Annotated in this window: 19 protein-coding genes; 6 read left to right on the top strand and 13 right to left on the bottom strand. The window is 41.7% G+C overall.

Going from position 1 to position 20,245, the window contains the following annotated elements; genetic code table 11:
• Positions 1-48 precede the first annotated feature (48 nt).
• The 4 genes from JOC54_RS18955 to JOC54_RS18940 all read right to left on the bottom strand — a co-directional run bounded on the left by JOC54_RS18955 (position 49) and on the right by JOC54_RS18940 (position 5,378).
• Positions 49-1,191, bottom strand: a complete 1,143-nt coding sequence (locus JOC54_RS18955) for an acyl-CoA dehydrogenase (RefSeq protein WP_204468305.1) — start codon at positions 1,189-1,191, stop codon at positions 49-51.
• Entirely contained in the window at positions 1,184-2,032 is an 849-nt protein-coding gene (locus tag JOC54_RS18950) for a 3-hydroxybutyryl-CoA dehydrogenase (RefSeq protein ID WP_204468303.1), read from the bottom strand. Before JOC54_RS18950 ends, JOC54_RS18955 begins: the two co-directional genes overlap by 8 nt.
• Positions 2,029-3,213 carry an acetyl-CoA C-acetyltransferase gene (locus JOC54_RS18945; RefSeq protein ID WP_204468300.1) on the bottom strand — a complete coding sequence of 395 codons (1,185 nt, stop codon included), beginning with the start codon at positions 3,211-3,213 and terminating at the stop codon, positions 2,029-2,031. Before JOC54_RS18945 ends, JOC54_RS18950 begins: the two co-directional genes overlap by 4 nt.
• A 74-nt stretch (positions 3,214-3,287) precedes the next feature.
• Positions 3,288-5,378 carry a (Fe-S)-binding protein gene (locus JOC54_RS18940; protein ID WP_204468298.1) on the bottom strand — a complete coding sequence of 697 codons (2,091 nt, stop codon included), beginning with the start codon at positions 5,376-5,378 and terminating at the stop codon, positions 3,288-3,290.
• A 168-nt stretch (positions 5,379-5,546) separates the two neighbouring features.
• Between JOC54_RS18940 and cls the strand changes: the two genes are divergently transcribed.
• A complete protein-coding gene (gene cls, locus JOC54_RS18935) occupies positions 5,547-6,740 on the top strand; it encodes a cardiolipin synthase (RefSeq protein WP_204468296.1) in 1,194 nt (397 codons plus the stop codon).
• Between the two features lie 102 nt (positions 6,741-6,842).
• Here cls and JOC54_RS18930 read toward each other — a convergent pair whose 3' ends face one another.
• The 5 genes from JOC54_RS18930 to speE all read right to left on the bottom strand — a co-directional run bounded on the left by JOC54_RS18930 (position 6,843) and on the right by speE (position 11,392).
• Entirely contained in the window at positions 6,843-7,322 is a 480-nt protein-coding gene (locus JOC54_RS18930; RefSeq protein ID WP_204468293.1) for a DUF456 domain-containing protein, read from the bottom strand.
• A 3-nt stretch (positions 7,323-7,325) separates the two neighbouring features.
• Positions 7,326-8,996, bottom strand: coding sequence for an arginine--tRNA ligase (gene argS / locus JOC54_RS18925; protein ID WP_204468291.1), 1,671 nt, complete (start codon positions 8,994-8,996; stop codon positions 7,326-7,328).
• An 84-nt stretch (positions 8,997-9,080) separates the two neighbouring features.
• Positions 9,081-9,515, bottom strand: a complete 435-nt coding sequence (locus JOC54_RS18920) for a YwiB family protein (RefSeq protein WP_035419039.1) — start codon at positions 9,513-9,515, stop codon at positions 9,081-9,083.
• Between the two features lie 149 nt (positions 9,516-9,664).
• A complete protein-coding gene (speB, locus tag JOC54_RS18915) occupies positions 9,665-10,549 on the bottom strand; it encodes an agmatinase (RefSeq protein ID WP_204468289.1) in 885 nt (294 codons plus the stop codon).
• 15 nt (positions 10,550-10,564) lie between these two features.
• The gene (gene speE / locus JOC54_RS18910; protein ID WP_035419038.1) at positions 10,565-11,392 is read right to left on the bottom strand and encodes a spermidine synthase; all 828 of its coding nucleotides are present in this window, start codon (positions 11,390-11,392) and stop codon (positions 10,565-10,567) included.
• Between the two features lie 153 nt (positions 11,393-11,545).
• Between speE and JOC54_RS18905 the strand changes: the two genes are divergently transcribed.
• On the top strand, positions 11,546-13,657 hold the full coding sequence (locus JOC54_RS18905) for a transglycosylase domain-containing protein (protein WP_239586831.1): 2,112 nt from the start codon (positions 11,546-11,548) through the stop codon (positions 13,655-13,657).
• Positions 13,658-13,693: 36 nt separating this feature from the next.
• Here JOC54_RS18905 and JOC54_RS18900 read toward each other — a convergent pair whose 3' ends face one another.
• Positions 13,694-14,512, bottom strand: a complete 819-nt coding sequence (locus JOC54_RS18900; protein ID WP_204468287.1) for a GNAT family N-acetyltransferase — start codon at positions 14,510-14,512, stop codon at positions 13,694-13,696.
• Positions 14,513-14,676: 164 nt separating this feature from the next.
• On the opposite strand from JOC54_RS18900, the gene pepF reads away from it, so the two are divergent.
• Positions 14,677-16,464 (top strand): oligoendopeptidase F, encoded by a 1,788-nt coding sequence (pepF, locus tag JOC54_RS18895; protein WP_204468285.1) that lies wholly within the window; start codon positions 14,677-14,679, stop codon positions 16,462-16,464.
• Positions 16,465-16,586: 122 nt separating this feature from the next.
• On the opposite strand, the gene JOC54_RS18890 is transcribed toward pepF, so the two are convergent.
• A complete protein-coding gene (locus JOC54_RS18890; protein ID WP_437183587.1) occupies positions 16,587-17,126 on the bottom strand; it encodes a YwhD family protein in 540 nt (179 codons plus the stop codon).
• Positions 17,127-17,378: 252 nt separating this feature from the next.
• On the opposite strand from JOC54_RS18890, the gene JOC54_RS18885 reads away from it, so the two are divergent.
• From JOC54_RS18885 to thmT, 3 genes are all read left to right on the top strand, one after another.
• Entirely contained in the window at positions 17,379-18,500 is a 1,122-nt protein-coding gene (locus tag JOC54_RS18885; protein ID WP_204468282.1) for a processed acidic surface protein, read from the top strand.
• Positions 18,501-18,502: 2 nt separating this feature from the next.
• Positions 18,503-19,177 carry a class D sortase, LPxTATN-specific gene (srtD, locus tag JOC54_RS18880; RefSeq protein ID WP_054794487.1) on the top strand — a complete coding sequence of 225 codons (675 nt, stop codon included), beginning with the start codon at positions 18,503-18,505 and terminating at the stop codon, positions 19,175-19,177.
• Between the two features lie 67 nt (positions 19,178-19,244).
• Positions 19,245-19,430 carry a 2-hydroxymuconate tautomerase gene (gene thmT / locus JOC54_RS18875; RefSeq protein ID WP_035419034.1) on the top strand — a complete coding sequence of 62 codons (186 nt, stop codon included), beginning with the start codon at positions 19,245-19,247 and terminating at the stop codon, positions 19,428-19,430.
• A 17-nt stretch (positions 19,431-19,447) separates the two neighbouring features.
• Here the strand turns inward: thmT and JOC54_RS18870 are convergent, their stop codons facing one another.
• Together JOC54_RS18870 and JOC54_RS18865 are read right to left on the bottom strand one after the other, a co-directional pair.
• Positions 19,448-19,639: a hypothetical protein gene (locus JOC54_RS18870; RefSeq protein ID WP_157684342.1), complete on the bottom strand. Its 192-nt coding sequence runs from the start codon at positions 19,637-19,639 to the stop codon at positions 19,448-19,450.
• A gap of 109 nt (positions 19,640-19,748) precedes the next feature.
• On the bottom strand, positions 19,749-20,237 hold the full coding sequence (locus tag JOC54_RS18865; RefSeq protein ID WP_204468280.1) for a YwgA family protein: 489 nt from the start codon (positions 20,235-20,237) through the stop codon (positions 19,749-19,751).
• Positions 20,238-20,245: the final 8 nt, after the last annotated feature.

Genomic DNA, 20,245 nt, shown 5'->3' with positions numbered 1-20,245 from the left:
CTACATGATTGCCACCGTTATCGTATCATGAAGTAATTATTCCTGCATCTAGCTAGATAAATGCCGCGAAATGACCATCTGTTGAATTTCACTTGTTCCTTCATAAATCTCACACACTTTTGCATCCCTAAAAAAGCGCTCCACCGGGTACTCTTTCATATAACCATAGCCGCCGAATACTTGAATGGCTTTCGTTGAAACATCCATTGCTGTGCGAGAAGCAAACAACTTAGCCATAGATGCTTCTTTCGCACATGGTAGACCTTGTTCTTTTAGGAAAGCCGCTGCGTAAGTAAGGTGCTTAGCAGCTTCTGTATCTGTGGCCATGTCAGCAAGCTTAAACGCTAAACCTTGATGTTCAAGCAGCTTCTTGCCAAATTGCTTTCGCTCGTTTGCGTAACCACTTGCAGCTTCAAGCGCCGCTTCAGCTATTCCAAGCGACTGTGCCGCGATGCCGATCCGTCCTGAATTTAAATTGGCTAGCGCAATTTTTAATCCTTCACCTTCTTCACCAAGCAGCTGAGAGCGACTTAGACGACAGTCTTCAAACAACACTTCTGTCGTGGAAGATCCATAAAGTCCAAGTTTCTTTTCTTTCTTTCCAATTAAGAGTCCTTCGGTGCCATCTTCTACAATAAAACAAGAGATTCCTTTAGAACCCGCGCTTGGATCCGTTACCGCAAAGACAAGGTACGTTCCTGCTTCGCCCCCATTGGTAATAAACACTTTTGAACCATTTAAAACGTAGTTATCTCCATCTTTTACCGCTCTCGTCTGCAACCCTTTTGCATCACTACCGGCATTGGGCTCAGTTAAACAAAAAGCGCCGATCATTTCACCAGAAGCGAGTCTAGGAACATATTTTTGCTTTTGCTCTTCTGTACCATATAAAACAATCGGTACTGTTCCAACGGATGTATGAACGCTCATAATCAAGCCGATGCTCGCACTAACTTTCGAGATTTCATGTACGGCAATGATGTAAGAAACAAAATCCATTCCAGCCCCGCCATATTTTTCAGGAATGGGTACACCGAGCAAGCCTAAATCCCCCATTTTTTTCAAAACATCACGTGGGAAGTACTCTTCTTCTTCCATTCTTTCAATGACAGGTGTAATTTGTTCTCTTGCAAACTCCTGCACCATTTTTTTCATCATTAATTGTTCTTCGTTGAACATCACGTTACTCATACTGGAAGAACCCCCTACCTGATTTTTTCCCTAACCAACCAGCTTGAACATACTTTTTCAGCAACGGGCACGGTCTGTACTTGTCATCACCAAAACCTTCATGGAGTACATTCATAATCGATAAACAAGTATCCAATCCAATGAAATCAGCCAGTGTAAGTGGCCCCATTGGGTGGTTCATTCCAAGTTTCATAACCGTATCAATGTCTTCAGCGGACGCAACTCCTTCATACAAAGTAAAAATCGCTTCATTAATCATCGGCATTAGAATACGATTTGAAACAAATCCAGGGAAGTCCTCAACCGAGACAGGCACTTTATCAAGCTGCTTTGATAAACTTACAATGGTTTCAAATACATCATCCGTTGTAGCAAGACCGCGAATGACCTCAACTAGCTTCATGCGCGGAACTGGATTCATGAAATGCATACCGATGACACGCTCAGGTTTTTGCGTGACGCTTGCTAAGTCTGTTATTGGCAACGAGGATGTATTTGTCGCTAAAATTGTCTTCGGTCCAACAACTTGATCAAGCTCTGCAAATATCTGTTTCTTAATCTCCATATTCTCAGTTGCTGCCTCTATGACAAGATCCATCTCGTTTGCTACGCTTAAATCCGCAGTTGGATGAATCTGCTCAAGCGTTGATTGCACATCTTCCTCGGCAGCGTATCCTTTAGCAATTAATTTCCGCAAACGAGCTTCCATCGCTGTTTTTCCTTTGATTGCAAGAGCTTCTTCACGATCGTGTAAGGAAACGGAAAATCCCTTTGCCGCAAACACTTCAGCAATACCTGCACCCATCTGTCCGGCACCAATGACCATTACATTTTTAATCATTCCTGACCCTCCACATGAATTAATACCGCATCTCCTTGACCACCACCACTGCAAATGGAAGCAATGCCATATCCTCCGCCACTACGCTTCAGTTCGTACGCCAGCGCAAGCACGATTCGAGCCCCACTTGCGCCGATTGGATGACCATATGCAACCGCACCACCGTTGACATTTACTTTCTCTTCATCAAGCCCCGCTAACTGATTGCTTGCTAGCGCAACGGCTGCGAACGCTTCGTTAATTTCAAAGCGTTTAATCTCCGCAAGCTCAATTCCAGCTTTATCCAACAACGTCTTAATGACGAGTCCTGGTGTTTTCGGAAAATCCTCTGGGGCAACCGCAATTCGATCATGTGCAACAATTGTTGCTAATACTTGCTTTTGCTCTTGCTTTGCTCTTGCTTCACTCATAAGCACCATTGCACAAGCACCGTCATTTACCCCAGGGGCGTTTCCTGCAGTGATCGTTCCATCTTTTCCAAACGCAGGCTTAAGTGATGCAAGCGCTTCTTTCGTTGTTCCTGCGCGAGGTGCCTCATCCTGTTTAACAACTGTTGTACCCTTTCGAGACTTCACTTCTACCTGTACGATCTCCTCACTCATGATACCGCTTTCAATCGCCTCAACTGCTTTTTGTTGGCTTCTTTCCGCCCATCGATCCTGCTCAGCTCGTGAAAGATTCAACTCTTCTGCTGTTTGATTGCCGTAAACACCCATATGAACATTCGTAAAAGAACAGGTTAAACCGTCATAAACCATACCATCTATTAGCGACGTATCTCCCATTCTTGCCCCGAACCGGGCTTTTGGCATATAGTAAGGCGCGTTTGACATCGACTCCATGCCACCTGCTAAGATGACTTCTGCTTCGTTGGCACGAATGGCTACGTCAGCCATCGTAATGGCGCGCATTCCTGAAGCGCAGACTTTATTAATTGTTTCCGTCTTAACCGACCATGGCAGCCCTGCATGTTGCATGGCCTGTCGTGATGGCAGCTGACCAACTCCTGCTTGAAGCACGTTGCCCATAATGACCTCATCAACTTGATCAGTAGCAATATCACCTCGCTTTAACGCTTCTTTTAATGCGATTCCACCTAACTCTGTTGCTTTTAATGAAGCGAGAGCTCCACCCATTTTTCCAATTGGAGTGCGTGCGCCACTAACTATAACGGTTTTCATCGACCTGTCTCCTTTATCCGAGCGAACGCTCGGTCACTAATTTTGGGAAAACAAGATTCGCTAAGCGAATCTTGTTAAGCTGTCTGTTCCATTGATTTCTCTAAAATCTCTGCTACGTCGAGCGTTTGAACGTCATCTTCTTTTTCTAATGCTTTTGTTCCATCACTTAACATCGTTAAACAATACGGACAGGCGCTCCCAATAACGGATGGAGCAACTGCAAGAGCTTGTTCAGCACGAGCTACGTTTACGCGCTGGCCTTTGTCTTCTTCCATCCACATTAGGCCTCCACCTGCGCCACAACACATACCATTCTCACGGTTGCGCTCCATCTCAACAACTTTTACTCCAGGCACATGTTTCAAAATTTCTCGTGGCGGATCATATACATCATTATATCGTCCAAGATAACAAGAATCATGGAACACAATTGTTTCATTTACTTCTTTCGTCGGAACTAGCTTACCTTCCTGCAACAATTTTGCAAGAAGTTCCGTATGATGATAAACTTCAACATTTTCTAGACCAAAATCAGGATACTCATTCTTCAACGTATTGTATGCATGTGGATCAATTGTCACGATTTTTTTGACATTGTTTTTCTGGAACAGTTCAATGTTAGCGCTTGCAAGTTCTTGGAATAAAAATTCATTTCCTAAGCGTCTTGGTGTATCGCCCGAGTTTTTCTCTTTGTTGCCAATGATCGCAAATGAGACACCTGCAAGATTTAATAATTTAGCAAACGATTGTGCAACCTTTTGACTGCGATTATCGTATGCACCCATTGAACCTGCAAAGAATAAGTATTCGAATTCCTCGCCTTTTTTACTTAACTCCTTCACGGTAGGTACGTCAATATCATCACGACCATCACGCCAGTTTTCGCGTTCTTTCCGGCTAATTCCCCAAGGATTTCCTTGACGTTCAATGTTTTGCATGGCTCGCTGTGCATCAGGATCCATTTTGCCTTCGGTTAAAACAAGATAACGACGTAAATCAATAATTTTATCAACATGTTCATTCATTACCGGACATTGATCTTCACAATTGCGGCATGTTGTACAAGCCCAGATCTCCTCTTCAGTAATAACATCGCCGATTAAAGATACATCGTAGCCAGCTGCCGCCTCATCTCTGCCTTTTGAAGCAAGTGTGTTTGCTTGTGTTCCGCCAAAAGCATATGCTGGCATCCACGGTGTGCGTGACGTAATCGCTGCCCCTTTTTCCGTTAAATGATCGCGCATCCGCAATAATAAATCCATTGGCGAGAGCATTTTACCTGTTCCCGTAGCTGGACACATATTCGTACAACGACCGCATTCGACACACGCGTATAAATCAAGTAGCTGTTTTTGATTAAAATCTTCTATCTTCCCCACACCAAAGCTTTCCGCCTCTTCATCTTCAAAGTCAACTGTAGCAAGACGACCGACCTTGTGCGTTCTTCCTAAAAATACATTTGCAGGTCCAGCAATTAAATGCGCGTGCTTTGATTGCGGTACGTACACTAAAAAAGTAAGCAAGAACAAGAGGTGAGCCCACCAAAAGACAAAAAACAGCGTACTGGCTACTGAAACAGGAATACTGCTAGCAGCAAAAGCAACTGCTGACGCTAGTGGCTCGTAAAACGATAGCTCCTTACCCAGCCAGATCATTTCCATTCCTTTTGCGATTGTCTTGGAGATCATTAATCCACCAATAAAAATGAGGACAAGCCCGGCTTTCCAACCACGTTTAAGACGGACAAGCTTTTCCATATAGCGGCGGTAAAATGCCCAGACAACAGCAACTAAAATCATGGCCACGACAATCTCTTGCATAAGCGTAAAATAAGGATAAACTGGCCCTAATGGCAAGTGACTTCCCGGGTTTAAGCCTTTCCAGATTAAATCGATTGCCCCAAGCTGCACAAGCAGGAACCCATAGAAAAAGAGAATATGAATGAACCCACTTTTCTTATCTTTCATTAATTTTTTATGACCAAATACATTTTTCCAGATTTCTTGCATCCGTTCATTCATCGAATGGTCGAATTCTGCTTTTTTACCCAATTGAATAAATTTAATGCGTGTGATGACAAGATAAGCAAACAAGAAAACAGCGTAACCGGTTACAAGAATAAATAAAGCCCAGTTTGTTATGAGTAATGCTGTATTGACTTCCATAATGTACCTCCCCAACCCATTGTTAAGCGTAGTATAACACAAGATGAATGAATGAGCATTCAGTCAATGTAATTTTTTTTATCTTTTTGGATGTTTCTTGTCTTTTGGGTAACGATAAGATGATTGTAAACTTGAGTGATTACCTTACTGTAGAAAGGAAGAGGAGTGATGTTGTGGTTGATAATCGTTGCTTCAATTGCAATAGTAATCTGTTTGTGGTGTCGATTTGATTTCAATAAGGGCTTACGCCAACTGCGACGTCAAGATGAGCCTTCCTTATCAGGACCTTATCACAGCGATACACAGCTTTTTATAACCGGGGAAGATTTCTTTGACGCTCTATTAAATGATATTGCCAGTGCAAAGAAACATGTGCATATTCAATTTTATATTTTCCGCAGTGATTCGACCGGTCAGCGGGTTATTGACGCTCTTTGCGATAAGGCTAAAGAAAATCTTGAAGTGCGGCTGCTCGTTGATCAATTCGGGTGCAAGATTAACCGTAAATTAAAAAAGCAGCTTGCTAAAGCAGGCGTAAATTATCAATGCTCAGCCCCCGCGCGATGGCCCCTATTCTTTTTTTCTTTTAATCAGAGAAATCACCGCAAACTTGCGGTAATTGATGGTGCGATTAGCTACATTGGTGGCTTTAACGTCGGCGATGAATATTTGAGTAGAAATCCTTTTTTTGGCTTCTGGCGTGACTATCATCTCCGAATAACAGGTGAAGGCAGTAAGCCAATCCAAAGCCAATTTCTGACCGATTTTGCAAAAGAAACAAAGCTTCCAAATCGCCAATCGTTTTATCCAACTTTGCTCGAGGGAAAACAGCCACTTTATTTTATAAGTACACAAGGCGTTGGCCTTGAGGAGCAGCTGCTTAAGCTAATTAATGATGCCACAAAATCACTGTTAATTGGCTCACCCTATTTTATCCCGACTCAAGCATTGCAAGAGTCCATTCTTGCCGCAACCAAACGTGGCGTAACGGTTTCACTTGTTTTACCGGAAAAAGCAGACCACCCTCTGGTCAAGCACGGGGCCACCCCTTTTTTACGTGAATTAATTGATGCGGGTGTTCTTGTTTATCATTATTACCGCGGTTTTTATCATGTTAAAGCCATGATTGTCGATAAGCAAACCTGTTTTTTCGGAACAGCCAACTTTGATCGGCGCAGCATGCATTTAAATGATGAAATGTCCTGCATCACAACGGACCCTACTCTCGTTTCTTCTATGCAGACTGTGTTTGATTATGATCTTTCAACATCGACAAACGTAACCGAAGAGAAGTTGTTCAAACGACCATTGCTTGATAAGGTAAAGGAACGTATCGCAACCCCATTTGTTGGACTACTGTAATAGGACTTGCTTTATACATCCAGTTCCACTTGCTACAGGTTACGTTTTGTATTCTTCACAATGAAAAGACGACCTATCTTAGATAAGTCGTCTTTTTATGCGTTATAACCATACTTCTATAAAAAACCAAACGATCATTACAACTTGGACAACGGCTTTTGCAAAGGTGCCACTTAAGAAGGCAAGAAAGGAAGCAAAAGCAACCCTAACTGCTTCTCCTGCCGTTTTCTGCTGGATGAGCTCGGTGATAAAAACGAGCGCAAACGGAACTAAAATTAATCCAAATGGAGGATACACAAACGCACCAATTAGGACGCCAATCAAGGCAGACCGTTCACCCCATTTGGTTCCGCCTGTTCGCTTGACAAACACAATATTCGCCAAAATGTCTACGACTAATAAAAAGACCGTTAACACACTCATTCCTATCCAGAACCAGACGCTTAGCGTTCCAGAAAGAGCAAACAAATAAACGAGAAATCCTCCCCATAAAACGAGAACCGAGGGAATAATCGGCACAATGAGTCCAACAAAGCTGGCAACAAAAAACAGTCCAATGAGAAGCCACCAAAGAACGTCCATTGCTTACATCTTCTCCGGCGCTTGAACTCCAATTAAGGCAAGCGCATTTTTTATCGTTGTTTGCGTTGCTTTCATTAAGGCTAATCTTGCCGTTGAAGTCTCTTTACTTTCCTCATCAATGACGCGGTTCGCATTATAGAAGCTATGCAAAGTCTGTGCTAAATCATAAGCATAGTTGGCAATTCTCTGTGGCAGTTGCTTTACTGCAGCTTCGGCAACTACAGTTGGAAAATCACCAATCGCCTTTAACAAATCGTATTCTTTTTCACCTGTTAGTGCCGACAAATCTGTATCTACGGAAAATGCTAACCCCAACTCTTCTCCTTGACGAAGGATGGAACAGATACGTGCATGTGCGTACTGAATGTAATACACAGGGTTTTCATTTGATTTAGAGACAGCTAAATCCATATCAAAATCAAGATGAGTGTCTGCACTTCGCATTGCGAAGAAATAACGCGTCGCATCAACGCCTACTTCTTCCATTAGTTCACGTAGCGTCACTGCTTTCCCAGTTCGTTTACTCATTTTTACCTTTTCTCCGCCTTGGAAGAGCGAGACCATTTGAATGATCTGGACATTAAAACGGTTTGCATCATAGCCCAATGCTTGAATGGCAGCTTTCATTCTTGGGATATACCCATGATGGTCTGCGCCAAGAACGTCTATTAAACGATGGTGACCACGATCGAATTTGTCTAAGTGGTAAGAGATATCCGGTGTTAAATACGTATAGCTCCCATCCTGTTTAACGAGCACACGATCTTTATCGTCGCCATAAGTCGTGGAGCGCAACCAAGTAGCTCCATCAAGCTCATACGTCTCACCTTGTTCACGCAATACTTGCAGGCCACGTTCAACTTGACCTGACTCATATAATGATGTTTCTGAGAACCAATGATCAAACTCAACGCGATATGCCTGTAAATCCTGCTTAATTTTATCTAGCTCTTTTTTCAAACCGTATGTTTTTAACAAGGAAAGACGCTCAGCTTCAGTTAAGTGGACATACTCATCTCCCACATCGGCTTTAAGCTCTTTTGCAATCTCAATAATATCATTACCTTGATAGCCATCCTCAGGCATCGTTGCATCGTGCCCAAGCTCCTGCAAATAGCGCGCTTGTAAAGATAAAGCCAAATTATCAATCTGGTTTCCAGCATCATTTATATAATACTCTCTCGCTACATCAAAGCCGGCTTTTTCCATTACGTTCGCGAGTGAATCTCCTACAGCAGCACCACGAGCATGCCCTAAATGAAGATCTCCAGTCGGATTAGCCGAAACAAATTCGATTAAGATTTTTTCATTGTTTCCTACTTTACTCTCGCCATACTGCTCAGCTGCTTCTAATACAGCTGGAATAATATCACGAAGATAGGCATTATCCATGAAGAAGTTAATAAAGCCAGGACCAGCAACATCAATTTCACGAATTCCGGCTTTTTCTTTATCAATGTTCTGGACTAGTTCTTCAGCAATTTGACGCGGTGCTTTCTTGGCAATTCTCGCCAGCTGCATTGCCATATTGGTGGCATAATCGCCATGGGCTTTGTCTTTAGGTGCTTCTAAGATGACGATGGGAATCGTTGCTAAATCCGCTAAATTTGCACGCAAAACAGCTTCATGAATTTCTTGTATTAATTGATTTTTTCGTTGTTCCATACTGTTCATTTTGAGGCTCTCCTTCTCACATCTACCAGATCACTTATTCAATAAAATAATGCAAGGAATACCAAGCGATTCCTTGCAAGGCATCTATTCATCTTTTCGCTCAATCGATAGTCTAATTTCATGCTCTCCTGTAGCTTGTCCTTGTAAAAAGAACTGATAGCGGATATATATCTTTCCTTTTTGCTTTGCTGCTTTTGGTAATTGGACAAGTAATGTGTCCGTCTTTGCCCTTGTTTCCCATGAGGCTTCAGGTGTTACATAGCGTCCAAGCGTTTCTTGCTTAGCGACAAAGCTTTGTCTCATAATAATCGTTCCTTGTCGAATGAGCATAAGCTCTTTTCCATCCCATTTCATTGTTGAGAACACATCTTGTTGATGCGCATGCGCTTCTTTAAATCTCAGATAAGAAGCATTCCCTTTCACATACAAGTCGCCCTCTGTTTGAAATGAAAATGAATCAGGTTCTTGTCCTTCAACAAAAGTCATTGTTTGAAATGAAATCTGGACTTTTCGTTTCATTATTTATTCATCCATTCTATATTTCATACACGCAGTATCTTCCTATTCTATTTTACTGCGTTTGTATACGGGTTGCAATGTTTGAACTTGTTTTGTTCATTTCTACTTAACTCAAAAACACGCAAGCTGCTTCCTTGCGTGTTCCCTGTTTATTTTTGTTTCTTATGAACCCACCCGAGCAGCATTTCTCGAACAAATTTACTTGCGGCAATAGCGGTTCGTTCGGATTGATCATAAGCAGGCGCTACCTCTACTAAGTCAGCACCAACAATCTGCAAGTCCGATTCGCTAATTAATTTTTGCGCCTCAAGCAGTTCTTTTGAAGTGATGCCGCCAGCTTCAGCTGTTCCTGTTCCTGGAGCGTAGGCCGGATCAAGTACATCAATGTCGATTGTGACATAAACAGGTCTTCCTGCTAGTTGTGGAAGCACTTGTTTTAAAGGCTCCACCACATCGTATTTAAACAAATGCATGCCCGACTCTTTTGCATAAGCAAACTCTTCTCTCATTCCAGAACGAATCCCGAAAGAATAAACATTGCTTGGCCCAATTAAACCACAAGCTTTTCGAATTGGCGTTGAATGAGACAATACTTCCCCCTCATATTCTTCGCGCAAATCAGCGTGTGCATCAATATGTATGATTGCTAAGTCTGGGTATTTTTTATACATCGCTTTAAAGATTGGCCAAGATAACAAGTGTTCTCCACCTAATCCAAGCGGGAATTTGTCGTCCTTGATTAACGTATCAACATATTCTTCAACCATATCTAAGCTTCTCGCAGCATTTCCAAAAGGTAATGGAATATCGCCAGCATCAAAATAAGCGACTTCTTCTAAATGCTTGTCTGCATAAGGACTGTATTCTTCCAATCCGAGTGATGCTTCGCGGATACGCGCAGGGCCAAAACGCGAGCCTGGACGAAAAGAAACCGTCCAGTCCATTGGCATTCCATAAATAACAGCGTCAGCTTCTTCATAGGTTGCACGACTCATAATAAATATTTTGCCCGAATAAGACTCATCAAAGCGCATTAGCTCTTCACCATCCTACTTCAGTAAATCTTGGACAAACTTAGGCAGTACAAAGGAAGCGTTATGGATGTCCGGCGTGTAATATTTTGTATCAATCTCATGGAAGCGTGACTCTGGTACTTCCAGTGGGTCATGCTGTTTTGAACCAATTGTAAATGTCCATAAGCCACTTGGGTATGTTGGAATGTTCGCTGTGTAAAGACGCGTAATTGGGAAGATTTCCTTCACATCCTTATAGACAGTCGTAATTAACTCTTGATGGAACCACGGGTTGTCCGTCTGTGCGACAAAGATGCCATCGTCTTTTAACGCTTTTGAAATCCCTTCATAGAACCCACGCTCAAATAATTTCGCAGCTGGTCCAACTGGTTCTGTGGAATCAACCATGATTACATCATATTGGTTCTCAGACTTTGCAATATGCATAAATCCATCATCCACCTGAACATCAACACGGGCATCCTCTAATGCGCAGGCAATTGTAGGTAAATACTTCTTAGAGTACTCAATCACTTTGCCATCAATATCTACAAGCGTTGCTTTTTCAACAGACGGGTGCTTAATCACTTCACGAATCGCCCCGCCGTCGCCTCCACCAACGACTAATACATGCTTTGGATTAGGATGCGTAAATAGCGGCACATGACTGACCATTTCATGATAGACAAACTCATCTTTCTCTGTCGTCATTACCATACCATCAAGCAGCAACATATTACCGAATTCTTCTGTCTCAACCATATCTAATTGTTGAAAATCAGTCTTTTCTGTATGCAACGTTCTCTTTATTTTCATTGTAATGCCAAATCGTTCTGTTTGTTTTTCTGTAAACCAAAATTCCACGATCGTCACCTCTCATCAATCAACCATTATTGTGCACTAGTTTTCTATGCTAAGAGCAAGTATATCGGATGTCCACGGAATTGCAACTCCTGTTTAAAATTTAACGTTTCTTCCCAAACTGGTTAGTATCCTTTAAAAGGAAAGGTGAGCCAATTGATACCAGCTACAAGAAACAAGCGGAAACGCTTTAAACGGACGCGATTATTGTTTCGCTTTATTTTGCTTTTATTTATGGCTTTTACGCTCGGTTTAATCGTCCTTCTCTCTTATACACGCATGCAGGGTCCTCCACCAATTGATTTTGCACTTCCGACACAGTATTTAGCGAGTGACGGCACGATAATTGGTAATGATGAAGATGGACAAAATCGGTTTACAATTACGTTAGACGACATGGCGCCATACATTCCACAAGCTACGATTGCCATAGAAGACCGTAAATTTTACTCCCATTATGGCTTTGACTTAAAACGAATCGGTGGTGCCGTACTTGCAAACATCCAGTCTGGAAATAAAGCACAAGGTGCAAGTACCATAACGCAACAGTACGCTCGTAATCTCTACCTGTCCCACGATAAAACGTATATGCGCAAATGGAACGAACTATTGTATTCGTTGCGCTTAGAAATGAATTTTTCGAAAGACGAGATTTTAACTGGCTACTTGAATACGATTTATTATGGACATGGTGCTTACGGAATTGAAGCTGCCTCCCAGCTCTTTTTTGGCAAATCTGCCAAAGACGTAACTCTCGCAGAAGCAGCTATGTTATCAGGTATTCCAAAAGGGCCAAGCTATTATTCACCGCGTAATGACCTGCCGCGCGCAAAAGCAAGACAAGAACTAATTTTAGACAGCATGGCATCCGTTGGTTTTATTACGCAAGCAGAAGCGGATGAAGCTAAAAAAGAGCAGCTGGCGTTTGTAGATCAAGCGGCGACTGAAGCTCAGGAAATTGCGCCTTATTATCAAGATCATGTAAAAGCGCTAATCAATCAACAAACTGATTTTGATGAAGATCGTATAGGAACAAGCGGATTAAAAATTGAAACAACGCTTGATCCAGCCATTCAAGCAAAAGCGGAAGAATTAGTCGATACCCATATGCCCGATTCCGAGCTGCAGGTTGGTTTAGTCGCGATCGACCCTCGCAATGGTGAAGTGAAAGCACTCGTTGGCGGTAAAGACTATGAGGCCAGTGCCTTTAATCGGGCCACGCAAGCAAAACGAAACCCAGGGTCCACGCTGAAGCCATTTCTCTATTATGCAGCGCTTGAAAGTGGATTTACTCCGATGTCCACTTTTTTAAGTGAAGCGACAGCTTTTTCTTATGATGATGGGCGCGAGGAGTATGCACCAAGAAATTTCAACAATGTCTATGCCGATGATTACATCACGATGCTGGAAGCCGTTGCTTATTCCGATAATATTTATGCCGTAAAGACTCACCTTTCCATTGGCACAAGTGAACTCGTTTCTGTTGGAGAAAACGTGGGTTTAGGTCCGTTTACTGAAAGGCCTTCTCTTGCTCTTGGCGCTCAGCCTGTATCCATCATCGATTTGACAAATGCTTACTCACCACTAGCAAATGGTGGAAAACAAATCGAACCGATTTTTATTCGCAGCGTGACCGATACAAATGGAACGCTTGTTTACGAACAGAAACCCCCAGTACGCCAAGTACTGCACGAAGATACAGCTTATGTACTAACGCATATGATGCAAGGTGTGTTTGAGCCAGCGCTTAATAGCTATACCTCTGTTACAGGAGGTAGCGTCGCCAAACAGCTCACACATCCTACAGCTGGTAAGTCTGGTTCGACCCCTAGAGATAGCTGGATGGTAGGCTATACGCCGCAACTTGTTATCGGCGTCTGGACTGGTTACGATAAAGACAAAGAAATCAATCAGACAGAAAGTCAGGTCGCTAAACGTATTTGGGCTGACCTGATGGAATTTTCAATGAAGGACGAGCTAAAGCTTCCTTTTAAGAAACCAGCTGGTGTAGAGTATGCGACGATTGACCCTCACACTGGATTACTCGCTAATGACGCATGTCCTGGTGGAAGACAAACAGCTTTTCTGCAAGGAACGGCACCGATTCAATCCTGTTCTTCTCCTGAAGCTGCAGAAGAATTACAAGAAGAACCGGAAGAAAAGAAAGATGGCTTTTTTAAACGATTCTTCAAATGGTTTAGTATTGAAGACGGCGATCCAAGTCAGCCGGATGTGCTGGAAGAAGACGAAGAGTTTGAACTAGAATAAAAATAGACGTTCCGTTTGGATGACGGGACGTCTTCTTTATTTATAGGCATAATAAGCTTGCGCACCATCTGCCGTAAAACCACATGTTTTGTACAAGGATAGCGCTGCCTCATTATCGACCGCTACATCAAGCCAAACTGTCTTGTCATTGCTAACCTCTCGATGAACAATATCCGTTAATGCCGCGCGTCCGATTCCTTTGCCGCGCTTCGCTTTCATTAACACAAAACCATAAATCCAGCTTTCTTTCTTTTGCCGATCAAGACGTAGTTTTCCTACAGGTTCTCCGTGTTCTTCAATCATGTAAGTTCCCTGTGTCCCACGACTTGAATAAAGCGATTTTGCCTCTTTCTTCGTTAAACCAAATCCATCTTCGTCGAATTGTAAAATCATCTTTTCATCATTTGCAACCGCAGGTCTAATTTTAACACCTGTTTTCGTATAAGGAATGGGCAGTTCACTACAAACCAATTGATGTTCTGTAAACGCATAGTTCGCTCCATTTGCTTCACAGAAGGAAGCACCGCTACTGGATAAAACGGGTGTATTAATCAGAAATTGTGACGCCGTTTCCCAATCTTTCACTGCCTCATTAAATAGTTTTTGGGCGATCCCCTGTCTTCTTGCCATCGGGTCAACCATTCCACAGCATTCTACTTTATCGCCAAATTGATAAATAGCCAAAAAACCAAGTAACCTTCCATTTGCGTCATAATGAAAATAATCTTCCGGTCTGTTGACAGATCGATTTTCACTCGCCAACATATCCCAATTTAACTTAAGCTGAATGACGTCTTCTTTCTCTACAATTTGCTGCAAACCGTGAATTGCTTTCCGTTGCTCTGCTGTAAGCATCATTCACCACCCTTTCTAATTAGTATAGCATAGGCTACAGACTAATATTTCCTAATTATTTGACAAAATTCGCATTCCTTTTAAAAATTGAAGTCGCGATTAAACATAATTCTAGCGATGAGTGCTAAACTAGAGGGAGATACTCGTTTAGGAGGAAGATCAACATGAAGACTTATCAATCACGGAAAGATGTACCAAATGAAGAGAAATGGGACTTAACCGACCTTTTTGCCAATGAAGAAGCTTGGCAAGAAAAGCTAGATGAATGCTCCAAGCTCGCTGACAAACTGAAAGAATACGATGGTAAGATTACCGATGGATCCAGCTTGCTTCACTATTTAAAAACGCAAGAAGAGCTTTCTTTTCATATTAGAAAAGTATTTGCTTATACAATGTTCTTAAGTGACATTGATACAAGAGATTCTCACGCTCAGAAACTAAGCTCAAAAACAACAAAACTCGGCGTAAAAGTAAGCGAATCCACTTCTTTCTTTATGCCGTTTCTACTAAGTCTAGAAGAAGAAACATTACGTAGCTACTTGTCAGAGGAAAAAGAGCTTGAGTATTTTGAAGATGAGCTTTGGAAATCATTTCGTTTCAAAGATCATGTATTAACAAAAGAAAAAGAAGAGCTACTTTCCCAGCTAAGCGAGTCGTTCCAAGCACCTGGAGACACGTTTAACATGTTAAATAACGCTGATATTCAATTTGGCGAGGTAACAAATGAAGCAGGCGAACGCGTACAGCTTACACGAGGGATGTATTCAAAGCTGATTGAAGATGAGAATAGAGACGTCCGAAAAGAAGCGTATAAAGCGTATTACAAGCCGTATGTTGAACTCAATAACACCATCGCTACAACGCTCGCCGCTGAGGTCAAAACAAATGCAACAATGGCAAAGGTGCGCAATTATGACTCGGCCATTCATAAAGCATTGTTTTCTGACAACATTGACCTTACTGTTTACACGCAACTAATTGATGCTGCCAAAAAACATATAGAACCATTGCATCAATACGCTCGTCTTCGCAAAGAAAAGCTTGGTGTGGATGAATTAAGACAGTATGACTTAAATGCACCAATCGTTTCTGGGGTTAAAGCAGAAATTCCTTATGACGAAGCATACGATAAAATGATTGAAGCCTTAAAGCCATTAGGTACCGACTATGTTGAGCGGTTAAAGGAATTTAAAGAAAAGCGTTACATCGATGTACGAGAAACACCGGCAAAGCGTTCTGGCGCGTACAATATGGGCGTCTACGGCGTACATCCATTTGTCCTGCTTAACCATCATGATGATTTGAATAGCTTGTTCACACTCGTTCATGAAATGGGTCATGCTTTACACAGCCATTATTCCAGTAAGCACCAGCCGCAAATTACAGCTAATTACCGTATTTTTGTAGCTGAAGTTGCCTCCACTGTAAATGAGATCTTGTTAATTCATTACATGCTCAATCAAACAACCGATACGAAAATGCGTGCTTATTTACTTAATCATTTCATTGAACAATTTAGAGGAACATTCTTCACACAGGTCATGTTTGCTGATTTTGAAAAACAAACACACGAACGTGCTGAGGCAGGCGAGCCACTTGATGCAGAAAGCCTAAATGAGCTTTACGAAGAATTATTCCGCACCTACAACGGACCAGACATCGTCTTTGATGATGAAGTGAAGTATGGTTGGTCGCGCATTCCTCACTTCTATAGAGCATTTTACGTATACCAGTATGCAACAGGTTTCGCATCAGCGATTCAAATTGCTTCTCGTATTCTTGAGCAAAAAGAAGGCGCGTTAGAATCCTACCTAACCTTCTTGCAAAGCGGTAGCTCAGATGATCCACTTGAACTATTAAAACGCGCAGGCGTTGATTTAACAACATCAGAGCCAGTTGAAGCAGCAATGAAGACATTCTCTGAACTTGTGGACGAATTGAACCAACTATAAAAAAATAGCCAAGCGGTGAAAACACCGCTCGGCTACTTTTTTGTCCTAGTACATTCTTAAGAGTAATCGAACAAGCGTGAAGAAACAAGTATGTTACATACTTATTCACAATTTGTTCAAAATCAGTTCAGATCCAACGCTTCATGGAGTTCTTTCTCTGAATGAGTCCAAAACGCCTCGTTGTGATTTTGCAGGAACTGCTTGAGCACTTGACGTGATGCATAATCCATTTGATCAACAAAAATCTTGCCCTTCATCGATTTATCCATGTTATTCACATGCTCCGGCATACTCTTGTACCCGCGTTTCGCCTGCTTATTTACCGTCATATAGCAACCAGCAACGCCGCTGTAGTATGGTTTCTTCTCTTTCATTCCAATCGTTACCCATACAAGCCAATAGCGCTTTAAGCCCTCAGTTGGGACTTCTTCTTGGTTGGAAATGAATTTCACACGCTTTTCTACTAATGAACGCGCGTGCAAGGCCCCCATATCAACAAACGCTTCCTCTTCATCTATATCAATAAATAGTGGCGTAACATGATCCAAATTAATCGTTCCAGCTCCATATCCGCCATGTCCGTCCGTTGAGTCATTGCTTAAAATCGTAAAGTTTGAAGATTTTTTCGCTTTCTTTAAATTATCATTATTGAGCAAATCCACGTTCATCCGCCCTCTTTCTTTTTCCAGATTATCTTTCCTGCATTGTATCACACTTATTTGCAGGAAGCATTTCACGCTCATCAGCTAAAAGCATCATAGAGTATTTTGGAGTATTTAGTCGAAATTTAGAACATCTAGCTGATATTATAAAGTTTTTATAAAATAATCAAAAATTTGCTGACAAATACGTCTATTTGACTATATAATACTTTTTGCTAGGCAAAATCTTACAATCGAATATAGGGGGAACACATGAAGAAATTATTATCTTTATCACTCATCTTTTCATTGATTCTTGCACTTATCACACCAGGTCTTAGTTTGGCACATGATTTAAACCAGGACGAGCTTGACGAATATCTTGAAGAAGCACAAGTTACGGAAAAAGAACTTGTTACACACCTTACTGATTTTTATCAGATGTCTCTTTATGATTTTGAAAGTGTAGACGAACTTGCTGAAATGCTTGGATACCGTTTAACAACAGAAGATGTTAACAACATTGTTGCTGAATTAGCAGACGTTTATGGCGTTACAAGTGAAGATGCATTTGCTTATCTTGACGAGTGGTTTGAAGGTATGTCCCCGCTTGATTTTGTTTTTTACAACACATTTTATTGGATTGTGGATTTTATTTTATACATTGAGACAGAAGAAGACTATTACTATCCTGACTTTGAAGGATTCTTAAAAGAGTTTTCGCTTTCATATGAGGAAGAGTTTAGATTGTATGATCATTTCTGGTACATTAGCGAAAACAACCCGCACCTTGCTAGCGATCTTGAAGATTTAAAAAATAGAGCGTATCAATTCGATGGATTTGAATCGATTCGCGAGTTAAATGCAGCTGATGTTGCTGAATTATTCGCAATTGGTCAAAAAGCAATCGATGTTCTTGATCTTCATCCTGAATTCTTCTTGGATAAAGTTGGCGAAGATCCAAAACCAATCACTTTTGAGACTTTAATGAGCGGAAACGCAATTAAAGGATATGATTTGCTTGTGAAATTATATGATGCAGACGGGCAGTTCCTTGCTGATTTCTACATTACAGCTGAAATGTTTAATTCACACTTCGTTAAAAAAGTAGTAGATGACGTTAATAATATTGGTAAAGAAGTGGAAGATGCTAAAAACAAAAAACCATCTCTTGATGATATAGATTTGTCGGACAAACAGAGCCCTTCATCTGGCGGTAGTGATACTAACGGCAACGACAACACTCAGTCTGGCAAACTTACTAAAACCGTTGATGGCGCAAAAATGCCAAAAACAGCAAGTGACTATCCGCTTTATATGATGCTTGGTTTAGGCTTAATGGTTGTTGGTGCGGTTGTATTCCGTCGTGTTCTACGTGAAAAGAAGGCAGCGTAACCTTGGCTCGGCGAAAAAAAACAAATAAGAAAAAGGTTTTCCTGACCTTATTTGCTCTCAGTTTACTTGTTGGTGGGCTCTACCTGACAACAACAACTGGATTTAAGCTGCTGCATGGCTACATTCTTTTTAAAACGATGCCTAAGGAGGAGGTGCTGGCATCTGTGCCGGCACCACTTAAATTAGCAGGTGAGAATGATGCCGTTGAACTAGCATATAACGAAGAGGTTCTTAACTGGCAACCTGAGATTGGCGAGGAAATGGGTGTTTTAACCATTCCAGTTTTAAACACAGCATTTCCGCTCATTCACGGAACGGATGATCCGGAGTTGGATCGCGGCGTTGGCCATTTTGCGGGGAGCGTGTTGCCTGGTGAAGCCGATAATTCCGTTCTTTCTGGTCATAACAACACCGTATTCCGCAACTTAGGCGACGTTGGCGAGGGCGACGAACTGATTGTTCAAACAAAAAGTGGAACCTATACCTATGTTGTGCATACAGTTCGCATTGTTGATGAAGATGATCGCACGGTTATCGTTTCAACTGATGAAGCGCAGCTAACGGTGACAACCTGTTATCCGTTTAATGAACTTGGTTTCGCGCCTGATCGTTACGTTTTAGTAGCTGATTTAGTTGATAGTCAAGTAAATCAACTGCTTGCTCAATTTAACGAGTAATTCCTTTATAAGAAGCCCTTTTCATCTGGTATACTGGACATACTTAAAGATGAAAGGGGCTTTTTTAATGCCAATCGTAACCATTCAACTGTTAGAAGGGCGTACCGATGAACAGAAGAAAGCATTAGTAGAAAAAATGACCGCAGCCGTTTCCGAAACAATTGATGCGCCACCAGAACGTGTTTCCATCATTATTAACGAGATGAAGCCAACGAACTTTGCACAAGCCGGTATTCGGACAAGTGACAAATAAAAGAAAGACGGACTTTCCTAGGAAAGTCCGTCTTTCTTTTGCGAGTGGTGTACACGCGTATATTTCCGATAAAGATTCGGTACGATAAACCAATTTATACAAATGACTGCAACAGCCAGTATTCCAAGTAATGGTGCATGTAAAAACAATATGAGAAGCAAAGGGATGCCAATAGCAAACAATAGTAAAATCACCGCGAAGCTGACCAAGATGGTCCCACCCTTCTTCAACTGGTTTTCTTAGACTATTGTTAGTTTATCGAAAACCGCTCACCATAACTACAAAATGGCTGTAAAAGAAGATGTAATACTGTGAGCATTAGTTAAACAAACCGACGTTTCTTTGTTTTTCTAAGCTGTTCATAGCATCTGTCAGCTCTCTTTCTTCATAGATTGAACGTGCCCGCTCAATAAAATTCCCAGCATGTCCATCTCGTTGTTCAAAGTAGAGAATGGAAGACATAATTTCTAATGAGACATTCGAACAGTGATTTAACCTCTGACACAGTGATTCAAAGGCATTAGGTGAAAAATGAAATTGATCAAGAAATGTCTGTCCCTGAGTAGTTAAATGATACGTTACGCTTCCTTTCTCACGCTTCTCTTCTAGAAAGTGGAGGTTACACAACTCTTCAATGCGCACCGTTAACGCTTCTGAGTACGGTCCATTCCGATGAAAGTGATACCGTTCATTTAATGGCATACCCATTTGCTTTGCGATATAAGCCATCTTTTGAATTTTACTTTTAGGGATCGCCTCACCCGTTATCGCAAAAAAAGATAAGAGGTGAAGATGATTTGTAAGCACAGCCTATC

It is taken from the genome of Shouchella xiaoxiensis (assembly GCF_016907895.1).
Classification (GTDB): Bacteria; Bacillota; Bacilli; order Bacillales; family Bacillaceae_D; genus Shouchella; species Shouchella xiaoxiensis.
This window is presented reverse-complemented; position numbering and strand designations above follow the sequence as displayed.

Coding starts and splice junctions, on each gene's coding strand:
- JOC54_RS18955 (WP_204468305.1), bottom strand. CDS start 1,191: ATGAGTAACGTGATGTTCAACGAAGAACAATTAATGATGAAAAAAATG.
- JOC54_RS18950 (WP_204468303.1), bottom strand. CDS start 2,032: ATGATTAAAAATGTAATGGTCATTGGTGCCGGACAGATGGGTGCAGGT.
- JOC54_RS18945 (WP_204468300.1), bottom strand. CDS start 3,213: ATGAAAACCGTTATAGTTAGTGGCGCACGCACTCCAATTGGAAAAATG.
- JOC54_RS18940 (WP_204468298.1), bottom strand. CDS start 5,378: ATGGAAGTCAATACAGCATTACTCATAACAAACTGGGCTTTATTTATT.
- cls (WP_204468296.1), top strand. CDS start 5,547: ATGTTGTGGTTGATAATCGTTGCTTCAATTGCAATAGTAATCTGTTTG.
- JOC54_RS18930 (WP_204468293.1), bottom strand. CDS start 7,322: ATGGACGTTCTTTGGTGGCTTCTCATTGGACTGTTTTTTGTTGCCAGC.
- argS (WP_204468291.1), bottom strand. CDS start 8,996: ATGAACAGTATGGAACAACGAAAAAATCAATTAATACAAGAAATTCAT.
- JOC54_RS18920 (WP_035419039.1), bottom strand. CDS start 9,515: ATGAAACGAAAAGTCCAGATTTCATTTCAAACAATGACTTTTGTTGAA.
- speB (WP_204468289.1), bottom strand. CDS start 10,549: ATGCGCTTTGATGAGTCTTATTCGGGCAAAATATTTATTATGAGTCGT.
- JOC54_RS18900 (WP_204468287.1), bottom strand. CDS start 14,512: ATGCTTACAGCAGAGCAACGGAAAGCAATTCACGGTTTGCAGCAAATT.
- pepF (WP_204468285.1), top strand. CDS start 14,677: ATGAAGACTTATCAATCACGGAAAGATGTACCAAATGAAGAGAAATGG.
- JOC54_RS18885 (WP_204468282.1), top strand. CDS start 17,379: ATGAAGAAATTATTATCTTTATCACTCATCTTTTCATTGATTCTTGCA.
- thmT (WP_035419034.1), top strand. CDS start 19,245: ATGCCAATCGTAACCATTCAACTGTTAGAAGGGCGTACCGATGAACAG.